This window comes from Photobacterium sp. GB-56 (assembly GCF_003026105.1).
Lineage (GTDB): Bacteria > Pseudomonadota > Gammaproteobacteria > Enterobacterales > Vibrionaceae > Photobacterium.
This window is the reverse complement of record NZ_PYNW01000004.1, coordinates 168,253-183,038: the sequence shown is the minus strand read 5'-3', so window position 1 is coordinate 183,038 and position 14,786 is coordinate 168,253. Positions and strand designations below refer to the sequence as shown.

The 14,786-nt window shown below is 38.0% G+C and carries 10 protein-coding genes; 7 read left to right on the top strand and 3 right to left on the bottom strand.

The genetic code is table 11. From position 1 onward, the window contains the following. Positions 1-118: 118 nt before the first annotated feature. Positions 119-2,173, bottom strand: a complete 2,055-nt coding sequence (locus C9J42_RS07195) for a metallophosphoesterase (RefSeq protein ID WP_107291306.1) — start codon at positions 2,171-2,173, stop codon at positions 119-121. A 261-nt stretch (positions 2,174-2,434) separates the two neighbouring features. Beyond that, the gene (locus C9J42_RS07190) at positions 2,435-3,829 is read right to left on the bottom strand and encodes an MATE family efflux transporter (protein ID WP_107301837.1); all 1,395 of its coding nucleotides are present in this window, start codon (positions 3,827-3,829) and stop codon (positions 2,435-2,437) included. A gap of 124 nt (positions 3,830-3,953) precedes the next feature. Here C9J42_RS07190 and C9J42_RS07185 point away from each other — a divergent pair, with 124 nt between their 5' ends. From C9J42_RS07185 to C9J42_RS21500, 7 genes are all read left to right on the top strand, one after another. After that, positions 3,954-4,814 carry an AraC family transcriptional regulator gene (locus tag C9J42_RS07185; RefSeq protein WP_107208449.1) on the top strand — a complete coding sequence of 287 codons (861 nt, stop codon included), beginning with the start codon at positions 3,954-3,956 and terminating at the stop codon, positions 4,812-4,814. A gap of 128 nt (positions 4,815-4,942) precedes the next feature. After that, a complete protein-coding gene (locus C9J42_RS07180) occupies positions 4,943-5,917 on the top strand; it encodes a zinc transporter ZntB (protein ID WP_107262206.1) in 975 nt (324 codons plus the stop codon). 120 nt (positions 5,918-6,037) lie between these two features. Continuing rightward, complete coding sequence (locus tag C9J42_RS07175) at positions 6,038-6,493, top strand: TerB family tellurite resistance protein (RefSeq protein WP_107208451.1); 456 nt, start codon at positions 6,038-6,040, stop codon at positions 6,491-6,493. Between the two features lie 493 nt (positions 6,494-6,986). Next, positions 6,987-9,161, top strand: a complete 2,175-nt coding sequence (locus C9J42_RS07170; protein WP_107208452.1) for an LruC domain-containing protein — start codon at positions 6,987-6,989, stop codon at positions 9,159-9,161. Between the two features lie 19 nt (positions 9,162-9,180). Further along, entirely contained in the window at positions 9,181-9,678 is a 498-nt protein-coding gene (locus tag C9J42_RS07165; RefSeq protein WP_107301836.1) for a hypothetical protein, read from the top strand. 34 nt (positions 9,679-9,712) lie between these two features. Then, positions 9,713-11,284 (top strand): LruC domain-containing protein, encoded by a 1,572-nt coding sequence (locus C9J42_RS07160; RefSeq protein ID WP_158259526.1) that lies wholly within the window; start codon positions 9,713-9,715, stop codon positions 11,282-11,284. A gap of 87 nt (positions 11,285-11,371) precedes the next feature. Continuing rightward, positions 11,372-12,184 (top strand): hypothetical protein, encoded by an 813-nt coding sequence (locus C9J42_RS21500; RefSeq protein ID WP_158260203.1) that lies wholly within the window; start codon positions 11,372-11,374, stop codon positions 12,182-12,184. 46 nt (positions 12,185-12,230) lie between these two features. Here C9J42_RS21500 and C9J42_RS07150 read toward each other — a convergent pair whose 3' ends face one another. Then, positions 12,231-14,714: a helicase-related protein gene (locus tag C9J42_RS07150; RefSeq protein WP_107301835.1), complete on the bottom strand. Its 2,484-nt coding sequence runs from the start codon at positions 14,712-14,714 to the stop codon at positions 12,231-12,233. Between the last annotated feature and the right edge of the window lie 72 nt (positions 14,715-14,786).

The following is a 14,786-nucleotide window of genomic DNA, read 5'->3' as shown; positions in this document are numbered from 1 at the left end:
ACAATTAAAGCGGCGTGAGAGCAGGTTAAAAGACAATTACTGGGATGTAATGATGCGATATAGAACATGATGTGTAATGAATAAAAAAATAAAGCCGACTCTAAAGGTCGGCTATTGATTACGCTTTAATTCTAAGTGGATTCTCATTTGATAAATCCAACACTTCCCCTCGCGATGGGAAAACCCTGAAGTGCGTTGTTGGCTCTGTAATTCTGAACATGTGGAAAATTCTAGCCAGTGCCGCCAAACGTAATTTTAAGTTTGATAAATTATCTTTATTCTCATCAAACTCTTCATGAGAACCTGCTTCAGGATCAGCCTCAATATAGTCTTGAGAATAATCATGATTTTCGAGGTTATTGTCGATATCACAACGACCAAAAAGCTCTGCAACAACACTGTAGCCAACAACCTTATCTAAACCAATGTCTTGTAATGCAAGCTCATCACCGTTTCGAATATGTAGCATTGCATTACAGTAATCTGTAAAAATAGCCTGATTTAATTGCTGACGGCTGTAGTTCATATTGATTAAGTGCTGATTGACGTCTTCAATTGCGTTATTAACACTCACTTGTTCTAGCCCCGCTCCCACCAATAAATCAATAACTTTAGTATCATTGGTATCTGGGTTGATGTTGTCTACAAGCGTTGAAAGTACCGTTCCTGATAAATCATCATCAATCACGCTTAAAACCATTAGCCAATATATTGGAAACGTTGACTGGTAAAGATGGCGCATATCCCAGCCCCAATCATCAGACTTATCATTAACAGTTAAGCAAATCAGGTGTTGATACATTAACTCTCGGTAAGAAGACACCTCAAGCATCGATTTCCAATGTGTATCTAAACCTTTAGCTGTACGCCAGCTTATTTCATTTTCATAATGATTAAATAAAGAATCAAATTCAGGCACATCTTCAATGACTTTGGTTTCTATTTCGAAGTCGTCGGGACCATAACAGGTGATTTTTTTATACGCTGGAATATAAGCAGCTAATGACGGTGCCTGAACATTAACTAAGGTTTGTCCATTACGACCAACATATTTAGCGGTATCGTTAATATGAATATGCCCAGCAAAATGCAGCTTTAATCCACAATCAATGAGCTCTTCAGTAGTTTCTGATGTTGGGACTCGCTTGTGGTTATACGATGAGTCAGCGAACAAATAATAAAAATCGTCAGCGCTGTAGTTTAAATATTCAATAGCAGGGTAATGTGAAAAAACGAGTAATGTTTTTCCTTGCTCATCTGCTCGCTTAATAACATCTTTTAACCAAGTTAATACCTGCGGTTTTTGAACTTTACCATCTTCATACCCTTTTGCATCATGATCCCACTGACTTCCCAGCGGATCCAAAGGTACATGAGTGTTCATGTCTACAGAGCAAATCCAAAAACCTTCTATTGGTTCGACGAGATAACTAGAGTCAGGACATTCTACTGTATAAGCTCCATCAGCAGATATTGCTTGATATACACGATCTTCAAGTTTGTTCGATTTCCATGGCGTTTCATAATAGTGATAATGCGGCTGAGATTGAAAACCAAATCGACCTAATTTTTCCATTAATGGTGTGAAACCTAGAGATTGCATTTTCGGGCTATAGAGTACATCGTCAACTTCATCACTAGGAATAAAGCTTTCAACATCGCCCTGATTGCTGGTTACTTTTACACCAGCACCATCTGATCGTAAGAAGGTCTTATCACAATTTTCACCATAGGGTGTAGTAGGATCGTGATTGCCATGAGTTAAGAAGAACTCCAATCCATATTCGTCACTATATTGTTCAAGTACTTTTTTCAAGCCATCAACATGGGCTTCTTGTCCATCATCAGAAAAATCGCCAACAAGAATAACGAACTTAATGCCCTCTGCAACAATGTCATCTAATGTCGCTTTGAAGACAAAGTAGTTTTCATTAAACATACGAGTAGAACCAACTGAGTCTTGCATCGTTCTAATACAAACTTCGTTATTGTTGAAGTCAAAATCACCATGAATATCATGAAAATGGACATCACCAAGTAAAGCAATTCTATGTGTTTGATCAGTCTGGTTATTATTACTTTGCATTTTACAACCAGGTAATACCGTTGCTGATGTCGCAGCAACACTTGCTGAATTTAATAAAAACTGACGTCTTGATAATTGGTAACTCATATACAACCTTGGTTAATGCCCTAAAAAATGGATGGATATTAAGAAGCTGTTATTTCATTTCTATTATTTAAAAATGACAGATTTATTAAATACTTACACGTGGCAATATTCTACCTGCAAATTTTACTTGTGTAATAAGCAACAAAATATGTTTAATATTGATATTCTTAGGCGAGTTGATTACAAATAAAAAAAGCTAGACAATCTCTGTCTAACCCTTTTTATGCAGACTTAAATCCATCGCTATGTATTGTTTTATTTTTATGCTGTCATAGAAGAGGATTCTACGTCATCATTAATAAGGTTTTTTAACCACTTACGACCATAAATCCGATAAGTTGTGAGTCCAACTTTCACGACTTCTTCTGCCAATATAGCAACAAGCACCCAGTGTAATGGCCAGCCTAAAACAATACCCGTGAGTATGGCTAAAGGAATACCTATTGCCCATTGGCCAAATAAATCAATAAAAATGCTGTATTTAATGTCGCCACCGCTACGTAATACCCCTCCAATACCCACCATATTGAACACTTTTAGGAACATACCTAACGCCATCACTAAGGTAACATTGAGCGACATTTCAAGGTTCGGTGCTTGAGCCTTTGCCAACCACTCACCAACAAGCCCACTCGATAGCCAAATAGATACACCTAGCACAAAAGCAATAGACACACTCAAAGCTAAAAAGAACCACGACTGATGAAACGCTCGTTGATAATTTTCAGCGCCTAATTCATGCCCCAGATTCGTTGATGCGGCAACCGCAAAACCAATAAAGGCAGAAATTAATACCGCTTCTATCGGCGATAATAAGCTAATGATGGCAAGCTCTGTTACACCTAATTTGGCAAAAATAACGCTATAAACCAGTATTCCCATCGCCCATGCACCGTCATGAACAATCATAGGCCAAGCGACATTAAAATAACGTTTCCTTGCTTTGGCGTTACTTGCTGGCTCTATATCTTCCTGTATTGGTAATACTTTTTTATAGGTTTTATAAGTAATAAACAGCAAAATAACTGTTTGTGCACCACGCGAAATCGTTGTCCCCAGCGCGGCACCAGCAACCCCCATTTCAGGAAAACCATATAATCCGAAAATTAATAGCGCATTAAGTACGCCATTAATAATGACAGCCACCAGCCCAACATACGTAGGCATTTTAGCTTCGCCTACTGCACGTAAAGCAGATTCAAGCGGTACGACAATGGCTGTAAAAAAAATGCTCCAGCCGCAGACATATAAATAATCTCGTGCATAGTGAATAAAGTCGGCTTGATCATTAACCAAAGAAACAATTTGCTCTGGAAAAACACGGTATGCAACAGCAAAAGGCAATGTTAAAAAGATTGCACATACCCAAGATTGCAATAACGTACGTCTCACCCCTTCCATTTTCCCTGCGCCAAAATATTGAGCCGCGAGAACACCAACAGCTCCACTGACGCCAACAACAAGCAATAAATTAAAGAAAAATATGCGGTTACCAATACCTACAGCGGCAACTTGTGACTCACCGAGTTTAGAGACCATGATGACATCGACTAAACCAAGTAATGAAAACAACATAGATTGCATTGATACTGGCAACGCTAGACGCCATGTTTTTTGCCAAAAAGTTTTATCTGCTGAGTATCGCCAGTGTTGCATGACCGCCACCTAATTAATGTTATCTTACTGTGAAGCTGATCATACCTATGTTTACTCAAACACGTTTATTCTAAGCAATCAAAAAGCTTTGCTAGACTATCATTTTTTAATTTCGGAGCTCTGAATGGGGTATATTGATACTTTTACTATTTCGCCAAAATGCCAATCTATTATTATTGATCAAGTACAATCGATTGAACTTGAAAAGCAAAAAATTCTTCAATGTGGCATCAATTATGGCAAAGAGGCATTCAGTATTTATCGAAGAAACCCAGACATGTATATGCTGCTATACACAACGGGTGGAAAAGGGTTATTGAAAACACCAGACAGTGAATGGGCATTAGAAACCGGCAGTGTTATTTATGTACCGCCCAGTTATGAGAATGGCTTTGTCATCCACCCAGATGATAATCCTGATCTTATTTGGGATGTCGCATGGGTTATGCTTGAAAAACATAAGCGTTGGGATGAGAGCTTACCTCATGATATTACCTATCAAGATTCACAATCAGGCTCATTACTATTTAAGACTATCATTTGCTTAAGCGAATCTTTAAGTTTCAACTATCCATTGGGCGATGCGCTATGTAAAAGTATTACCGAACAGATTTGTTTATTAGTGAATACCCAAACCGCCTCTCACTCTCCTAAAGCACTTACCCGTTTAGAACATGTTTACCAGCAAACGAAAAGTCAGTTACATCACCCATGGCAAGTCTCCGATCTGGCCGCCTTATATCCATGCTCTGAGCCGCATTTTCATCGATTATGTCAACAGTATTACCAACAATCTCCCATTGCCTATTTAACTCAAATTCGAATGGAACATGCTGCTGGGCTACTGACTACCACCAATTGGCCAATTCAACATATTAGTGATTTATGCGGTTATCCAAACCCAACCAATTTTAGTACCCGATTTAAAAATTGGAGTAGTTTTACCCCTCGACAATTTCGAACGCAGTTTCAGCCTCAGCTTTAAAACCCCTATTCCTTTGTCGTGATTAAATAATTTTTCTCTCGAAGGCGATATCAGTTAAGCTAGTAAATAAATAAAGTGATAATAAAGCTTGTTAGATAATATACCTTTAACGATGAAAGGATCACCAGATGCAAAACTGCTTTACATATAGTTATCAACTTGATGCGAGTAATGGCGCTTCGCCTCTCTCACTTGATCAAATAAATAACTGGAGCAGTAATGATGGGCTAATGTGGGTGCATTTAAACTATACCGATGAAGAAGCACTAGCATGGATAAAAAATAGTCATTTGCCAGATGTAGAAAAAGAAGCCCTTACGACTCAGCGTATTCGCCCTCGATTAAATCAAACGAAAGAAGGTTTTTTCCTATCATTACGAGGAATAGATTTAGATTCTGATAATCAGTTTGATCCTCCATCAGAAATGGTCTCTATTCGAGGTTACTATACACACAACACCATTGTTACCACCTCAGATCGTCCTGTCAGAGCACTTGATCGTGTCGCGGCACATATAAATGGCGGCTTTGGGCCCAAAACCATTGGTGCATTCATTCTCTGTCTTTGCGATCACCTTACGAGCCATAAAATAGAAGTAATTGATTCCCTCGATGACAAGTTAACCCAGCTTGAAGATCAGGTGATGAATAATAGTGATGACGACCTCCGTAATAATATTGCACAATTAAGACGAGAGACCGTTTATCTTCGTCGCTATGTCACTCCACAACGTGATGCCATCGCTAAATTACTCACTATTGATACTCCACTGCTCTCACTATCAGACAAACAAAAAATACATGAAGTAAATGAAAAGCTACTCCATGTAATCGATGACTTAAACGCCATTCGTGAACGTGCTAATGTGACACAAGAAGAATTAATGAGCTTACAATCTGAAGCATTAAACCAACGTTTATATTTTCTGTCTTTAATTACCACTATCTTTTTACCACTCGGTTTTTTAACCGGTTTACTGGGTGTTAATTTAGGAGGTATTCCTGGCTCACAAAATCATTGGGCATTTTATATATTCTGTAGCCTGTTATTCGGTGTATTAATACTTCAACTTATCCTTTTTTATCGTAGAAAATGGATATAAAAAACTAAAATAGATAAATTGGTTACATATGTGTAATCCAATATTTTTATTTTTAATGTTGATTTATTATAGGTATTATTAATATTATTAACTTAAACTGAAAAAATAATAAGGACAATAATGTTCAAATCGCTACGTACACTATTTCGACAACTGACGAATGATCCTAATAGTAATAAAGCCGTTGATACTCCAACGCTTCATTTAGCTATGGCTTCTTTATTATGTGAAGTAGCTATTGCCGACCATGAGAAGGATCCAAGAGAAGAGCAAGCTAAAATTCAGCTTCTAATGAAATTACTTGAAGTTGATGAAATCACATCAAAACAACTACTTGATAAAGCTCAACTACAAGCAGAGGCGTCTGTTTCTCTTTATGATTTTACTAATAAATTACGTTCACTTGAGCAACCAGAACGCTATCAATTAGTTGAAGCAATGTGGCAAGTTGCCTACGCTGATGGTGTGATAGACCCACAAGAAGAGGCTGTCATTCGCCAAGTTTCTGATTTAATATATTTAGATCATTCTGCATTTATAAAAGCCAAAATCAGCGCTAAAAATACTGCAAGCTAACCTATTTAAGAGCTATAACTATAGCTCTTTTTTTATTACCCCTTTCTTGATAGTTTTAATATCAAGACCTATCCTATGTATAGAGTGCAAAGTTAAACATATACTAATTTTTATGCACCTTTATATATTTTACTAGACAATTAAAGCAATCATTTAATAGGCAAATTTTAATAACACTATTATGTTATTAACATAGCGGCATTGATGGATAATATAACCATTTATGCTTTTTATTTAGAAAGAAAGACAGGTTTGAATATATAGACACTCCTGCCTAATTTATATTTTTATATTGATACTTATTTTAATAACTTCGCTATATGCAACGTACAATGGAAAAGTTTAAAAAATACTTTCCATTTATAATCATATAGATAGAAACACTGAAATTACTGCCTTATTAAATATTTGTTGGCTTGAAACTTGTACATTTTTTCAATGATGAACAAAACAATGCATGTCCATAAGTATTTTTAACTGAGTGAGGCAAGATATGAAGTGTTTGAAACACTCCCTGCTAGTTAGTTCGCTGGCTTTGTTCGCAAGTCCAGCTTACAGCATCATTCCCCACCCTTTTACAGATGATGGGGGGTGTCCACAAGAAGCCATCTTATTCCAAGGCGATCCAAGTGTCGTTCACAAACTTGATTTGTCGACAGGCTTCTATCAAAACTCTGATCCAATGACAGCGACTATCACTGCATCTGGTTATAACGAATCCGATGACTATGTTTACGGTCATGATAAAACTTCACAGACAGTAGTTAGAATTAATCAACTTTATCAACATGAAAGTTTAGCTGTAACAGGCTTACCAGCGACAACTTACATTACAGGTGATGTGATTAACAACAAATTGTACTTGTACAAAAATGGGGCTGGATTATATGAAATTGATTTAGTCACTTTAGCAGCGACAAATATCATGGCCTCATCGACGGCAACGCTTGGTTTGACTGACATGGCTTTCCACCCAGGTGGGCGTCTGTTTGCTGTGAATAATAGTAACCAACATTTATATGAAATTGTTGACCTCAACACAGGCAACGCAACCTTCAATGATCTCGGTGATATAGGCTTACCATCTGGTACTTATGGAGCTCAATATTTTGATTCAGCTGGCTTTCTCTATCTAAGCACCAACGGAAACGGACATGTTTATCAAATTGATTTGACTGATTTATCCTCTATCAGCCCAACAGCAGTGTTCTACTCTAACGGTCCTTCTACTAATATAAACGATGGTGCACGATGTGTTAGTGCAGCTATTACCTCGGAAAATACAGACTTTGGTGATGCACCGGACACCTATAAAACCTTACTCACTAGTAATGGTGCTCGACACTATAATGTATCAAGTGTTAATTACTTCTTTGGCCCTACTGTAGATACAGAGCCAGATGCCATTCTTTCCCCTAACTCTGATGATGCCGATAACATTGCGGATGAAGACGGTATCTCATTCCCTGCGAACTTTAAGCAAGGATCTGATGGTTTAGTCAATGTAACTATCGGTGGTTCTGCTTCAGGTTTCGTAAATGCATGGTTTGACTGGAATAATAATGGTGTGTTTGACGAAGCAACTGAGCATGCTGTTACTGATGAGGTGCTTATCGGTGGTGATGGTACAACACCTGCCAGCCATGTTCTTAAAGTGAGAGTTCCTGATGATGCTGCGACTGGTCAGATATGGGCTCGTTTCCGTATTTCACGAGATTCGGGAGTTCTCTCATACGGCGGTGCTTCCTATGGTGAAGTAGAGGATCATCAAGTTACTGTCGATTCACAAACTGTTACTCACAATTGGTACCCTTCAGCAGGTTCATGGGTAACACTGGCATTTGAGGATGATTGGCCGCAAGAAGGTGACTTTGACTTCAACGATATAGTAATGTATTACCGTGTAGACAAAGTGACTAATTCGTCTGGCGACATTCTTCGCTATGATATCTACGGAAACCTACGTTCTTACGGTGCAGACTTTGCTAATGGCTTCGCTGTTAAGCTTGATGGTATTGCAGCCACAGCAGTCGATTCAGACAGAACCAAACTTGTCATTAATGGCGCTACTCAACATGCGACACAAGTTCTAGAGTCTGGTACAACAGATGCTGTCGCTATTGCTACGAATAATCTTAAAACGGAAATTCCAGGTCCTACTTGTTCTGGTCCATTAGGGACTTATTATCGAGTATGGGCAGGTTGTACGGATGACGCTGCAGATTTATTCGAATTTGAAATGAGTATTCCGTTCTCGTCACCTATTGCAGCCTCTAGTGCCCCTAGCATGCCACTAAATCCATTCTTATTCGGTACCCCTGGTATTGATCATGGTGACGGTACTCGTGCAACCGACGGTCGTGCAATCGAAATTCATTTGAAAAATGCTGATGTAACAAGTAAGGCAAGTACTGCTTACTTTGCTACAGAACAAGATGCATCGGTTTATGTTGATGCAGATTGCCCTGGACCTAGCTGTAACACTTACCAAACTTCAAACGGTATACCTTGGGCTATTTTAGTTGATGGCACTTGGGATCACCCAAGTGAAGGTATTAATGTACTAACCGCATATCCAGATCTACAAGCATTTTCAACATCAGGTGGTGCAACTAATACAGATTGGTACCTTCGTGCTAACGCTGATGTAACTCAGCTCTTTGAATAATGGTAGGGAGTATTTAACGATGAAAAATTTATATGTGACTCTTTTTACTGCTGCTCTACTATTTGGTTGTGGTGGTGGTGGTGATGATGGCGGCTCAACAAGTGCTGCATCACCAGAAGCATCACCAGAAGCATCTCCAGCAGCACCTGAAGTAAGCGATTCTGTTAGTGGTGCAGCACCAGTAACTGTTTCGAAGTTTGAGGATCTTGTTATTCCAGATAATTATGATTTGATTACTACCTATGATATGCCAATTAAGATAGACCTAAACACTTCTGAACCAATGAGTTTGAGTGTTTACTGTGATTATAATGTTGCTGACGATGGAACACTGACTCCAATTGCAAGTAGTCGCATTATTTCAGGTCAAATCGAAAATGGTGATTTTAATGGCGTTATTGCTGCAACGAGTTCAGTAAAATCTCTACTTATTGAGGCTTGGTATCAAGATACGACTAAAGCACCATTCCAAACTGTAGTTAATGCAGATGTTAACGGAGTTACCATCTCTAATTAATTCAAATAAGGCCAACTTTTACAACGGAGGAAAGTTGGCCATTTTTTTCAAAATGAACGTAAGAAAAACAGCTTTATTATTATTCCTATTTATATTTCTCGCTTGTAAAGGTGATAATGACCAACAAGCTACCACATCGTCATCTGAAAATACTTCAAATCTAATTGAAAGTTCATCAATTCAAGATGAAGTCGTAAATGATATTTATCTTGAAGGCGTCGTAACCGATAATTTTCTCCCTCAAAACACCTCACCATTAAACGATGACGAGATTTTTGAATCTATCGATAATAGTCAAGAAAATGAGATGAATTCGCAAGAAATAGTAAATAATCAAAACACTGAAACATCAACAAATAGTTCAGAAGAAATCCATTCTGTAAATAATATCGTTACATTCAGTACCCATTTTAAACAAGGTTCTGATGCTCTCATTGAAATTCAAACTCAAAAAGATATTAACTTTTTTCTTAATGCTTGGTTTGACTGGAATAACAATGGAATTTATGAAAATAATAATGAATATGTCTTAGTGAATGAACAATTAATATATGAAAAAGATAAGCCTTTTCATAAATTAAAAATTAGAGTACCAGAAAAATCATCTACAGGTCAGATATGGACAAAATTTCAATTATCTGAGCTTCAAAATAACAGCACTATAGATAAAAACACCCCCTCTATAACGGACATAGAAGAAGAGCATAACGTTACTATTGAAGCTCAAAACTTAATACATAATGTTTATCCATCTGAAAATAAATGGGTTACTTTAGCCTTTGAAGATAGTTGGCCATTTATTGGTGATTTCGACTTTAATGATGTCGCTTTACTTTACCGTGTAGACAAAATCACTAATAATCAAGGTGATATTGTACGCTATGATATTTACGGCAGCCTTAAAGCTTATGGCGCTAACTTAGCCAATGGCTTTGCAGTAAAACTTGACGGCATTCCTTCAGAAAAAGTAGATGGCTTGTTAACAAAACTTGTTGTTAATAATACAACCTTACATAATGTCCAAACGTTAGAACAAGGAACCATTGATGCGGTTATTATTATCAGCAATAACCTTAAAGATGAGATAGAACAGCCTACCTGTACAGGAGAACTTGGTGCTTTTTATCGAGTCTGGAAAGGATGTTTTGATGACGCTCCTAACCAATATATTTTCATTGCCAGCATTCCATTTATCACGCCTATTCCCCCTTCTGATGTTCCAAAAATGCCACTTAATCCATTTATTTTCGGTACTCCTGATATAAATCATGGCTCAAATATAAGAGGTATAAACGGTAGAGAAATTGAAATTCATTTAAAAAATCATGATGTCTCATCAAAAGCAAATATATCTTATTTTTCAACGCAAGATGACACATCTATTTTTATTAAAAATAGATGTCCAGGTATTGGTTGCGATACCTATCACAATTCAAGTGGATTACCTTGGGCAATACTCGTTGAATCGATTTGGAATCATCCTAGTGAAGGTTCCAATATATTACAGGCATATCCAGAGCTTACAAACTTCGCAATTTCGGGAGGCGGTGAAAATACTGACTGGTATATAAGAAGTAACGCTAACTTAGAGAAGATTTATGAATAATTCAATATTTTTTGGCACCTAACTTGCGTTAACAAATAACTGAACATATCTCTCTATAATTTTTTGATAATTATTTAAGTCTAATAAATGAAATTATTAATTCTATTAGTTGTAACTTTTCTTTTTGGTTGTAGAAGTGACACTTCTCCTGAAGCTGAGGAAAATATTAGTTACAATGAAGCTTCAGATTTGAGTGTTCAACAAAATATCGATGAACCCAGTGCCCCTCAGAATAATTCATCTATAGACACACAAGTAATTGATAATAGTCCCCCCCAAGATATTCTAAATGACTCTTCAACAACTGGGGCAACTGAGCAAAGTAATCATCAATTGTTAACTCCTTCTTTACCTGATGAAATAAAAGTTGAAAGTGAGCAGCACAGCGAAGAAGCGCCTTCATCGCAAAATGATAGCGGTAATAGTTCAGAGCCTATCTTATTAGGAGAGAATATTTCAGATTTAGAACCAGCAGAACCAGCAGAACCAGCAGAACCAGCAGAACCAGCAGAACCAGCAGAACCAGCAGAACCAGCAGAACCAGCATCAAATAATGAAAATGATGTAACAGCAAGTGACTTTAGCGAACTTTTCTTTCCTAATGATTTCAATTTAAACAGATCTTATGATATGACAATAAAACTCGATTTCAATACGGTAAAAACGTTAAGAATTAGCATTTACCAAGACTTTAATGTTATGACGAGTGGATCAGTATTGCCAATCTCATCGAGTCTGCTTACTTCCGGTACAATTGTGAATGGTGATTTTAATGGCACAATCCGTGTTACTCATTCTATGGAATTTATACTCATTCAACTTTACGACAGTAATGCCAACCAGCTCTTCTATCAGGCAGTAAAAGAAACATCACCAAGCGGCATTACTATTGTTGAATAGCCATGTATATAAACCAATGTATATAGATACTATGAGTCACCCTCTATTACTTAATATCAATTGTTCGACTGGCTTTTTTATATTGCACTCGCCACCCTTGCCATCGTGGTAATTCCCATCGTTTTGGATCTGGTTTACGGTTGCCAGACTGATAATTTGCAACAACAAGTTTACGATGAATATCATATTCTATAGCCATCACAAGATCAGTGAGTTTAACTTCACGCGGGTAACGCTCATCAAACTCTTGCCGTTCCCATTCAGGGATCCCCTCAAAGGTGAAGTCTGAAGGTTCAAAGAGTTCAAGATCATCAATATGTTCAATCCCTAAATCTTCAATTTGTTGCGATAGCCATTCAATAGCATCAACCTGCTCAGGTGCACGTTTAACAAAATCTGCATTATATAAACCCAATGCGAGATATAAATTCCACTGCGAGATATCTGAGATAATTCGAGGTGCAAGATCTGGCATTACTTCACCTGCAAGTAGCATATCGACAATAGCAGAGCGTGCTGATTGCCCTTCAGGTTCAATCCATTGAGTATCAATAACCCGTCCAGCATAAATCCGCTGGACAGCCGTTTTAAAACTGCCATCCTGTTGCTCGATGGTATCACCTTGAACCAACTCACCTAACTCAGCATTATTTATTTGTGACAAGGTAACGGGAGAGCTACACGTTGCCAAAATGCGGTTTTGTTTAACCCCTCTTCCTGGTAAGGCAAATTGATCAAATACGATCACTGCTTGAGATAATGATCCATCTATCGGCGGGTTATCAATTAATGAATCTTTCGCACTACTGACTTCAATAATACCGTTACTCATTGCCTGCTGACGTTTTTCTCGACGAAGAAAAACCAATTCAGGTACCGCCTTGATTACAGCATCTTGCCATAACTCTCGTTTAAATCGGCTAGCAACAGACAGCTCTGGAAGTTCAAGTAACTCTCGTATTTGAACTGACAACAAACGCGCTTCTGCTAGCATATTGTCATCTACCACAAGCCATTCTGGACACTCATCCATACGCACCATTTTTATTAATGCCGTCGCATCACAAAATACGTTACCCAGCCATCGATACAATTGTTCAATATTTTCTTCTGATCGCGGTGGCTGCCATAACCGTTGCGGAATAGACAATGCAGCAGCAAGATCGACCATTGCTTCTTTATTTGCTCGGGTATCCATCGCTGTTATTAAGTGGGCAAATAAAGTATCGATAGGTAGTTGATATAAACAACGGCCATAATCAGTAATAACTTCATTTTCAGTCATAGCTCCCATCGACAACAAAGCCTGCTGCGCTGCAACAAAGGTTTTTTCAGGTAGAGGATCAATAAACGAAAGTTGGCTGAGTTTTGCGTTACAACATAAAGCAGCCAAATAGGCTTCTACCAATTCTTCGCGTTGCAACTCTGGCGGTGTTAATAACTCTAGCGCTGCGGCTTTACCATACAAGCGAATACAAACACCATCTGTTACGCGCCCTGCACGCCCTTTCCGCTGCTCTGAGCTTGCTTTGGAAATAGCGTGTAATGATAATACTGTTCGACCGTTTCGCTGGTGGGTACGACGTTCTAAACCAGAATCAATGATCAACGTAATCCCTGGGATAGTTACCGAGGTTTCAGCCACATTTGTCGCAACAATAATGCGTTGCTTATCACTTTGTGTTAGAGCCCGCTTTCTTTCATCATCGGTAACTGAAGCGTGTAATGGAATAATATCCATTAATCCTGCTTGTATTTGCTCACTAAACTGTTGCGTTAGTGCATTTTGCGTTGACGCTATCTCTTTTCTTCCGGGTAAAAAGATCAAAATGTCTTGGTGGCTATCAATATGCGTTTGAACCAAGCTAGTTATCCGCTTATCGATATTCATCACATCGGGCATATCTCGACTATCAGAGGTATGATGCAACACATTCACCGCAAAATTACGCCCTTTAGCTTGTAAGTGCTGTGCGGATAAATAGTTAACTAATCGTTGGCTATCAATCGTTGCAGAAGTAATAACTAAACGATGAGATTGTTGCTGTTTGAGTAACGCAAGTAGAAGATCAGTATCCCAACGTCTTTCATGAAATTCATCAATAATAATTGTTGAGAACTGATCTAAATTACCTTCACTTAACCAACGTAATGCAACACCGGGAGTCGCATAAATAATATCCGTATTTTCATCAAAGTGATGCTCAAAACGGATCGCATAACCAACGGATAACTGATCTGGGTTTGCGTCTTCTGTTAATAAATATTCAGCTAGCGATGTACAAGCAACCCGTCGAGGCTCAACCACCAGCACTTTCCCATAAATAGCAGCCCATAGTGGTAGACGGGTTGATTTACCCGACCCCGTTTCTGCTTCAACAACAATATGTTCATCACGTAACAAGGCTTTAAATTGTTGCTCAATGCTATCTATAGGTAAGTTGTTCTGCATATCTAATATATCTTTAATGAATTCAACGCTATTTTCGCAATTATTACCTACCTTGTCAGTGAGAATCATAATATTCATTAAACTTGCTATTCGTATCAGGCTAATTGTTTATTCCATCATCAATTACGTTTCATTATTTTATGTAAGTAC

Coding starts and splice junctions, on each gene's coding strand:
- C9J42_RS07195 (WP_107291306.1), bottom strand. CDS start 2,173: ATGAGTTACCAATTATCAAGACGTCAGTTTTTATTAAATTCAGCAAGT.
- C9J42_RS07190 (WP_107301837.1), bottom strand. CDS start 3,829: ATGCAACACTGGCGATACTCAGCAGATAAAACTTTTTGGCAAAAAACA.
- C9J42_RS07185 (WP_107208449.1), top strand. CDS start 3,954: ATGGGGTATATTGATACTTTTACTATTTCGCCAAAATGCCAATCTATT.
- C9J42_RS07180 (WP_107262206.1), top strand. CDS start 4,943: ATGCAAAACTGCTTTACATATAGTTATCAACTTGATGCGAGTAATGGC.
- C9J42_RS07175 (WP_107208451.1), top strand. CDS start 6,038: ATGTTCAAATCGCTACGTACACTATTTCGACAACTGACGAATGATCCT.
- C9J42_RS07170 (WP_107208452.1), top strand. CDS start 6,987: ATGAAGTGTTTGAAACACTCCCTGCTAGTTAGTTCGCTGGCTTTGTTC.
- C9J42_RS07165 (WP_107301836.1), top strand. CDS start 9,181: ATGAAAAATTTATATGTGACTCTTTTTACTGCTGCTCTACTATTTGGT.
- C9J42_RS21500 (WP_158260203.1), top strand. CDS start 11,372: ATGAAATTATTAATTCTATTAGTTGTAACTTTTCTTTTTGGTTGTAGA.
- C9J42_RS07150 (WP_107301835.1), bottom strand. CDS start 14,714: ATGAATATTATGATTCTCACTGACAAGGTAGGTAATAATTGCGAAAAT.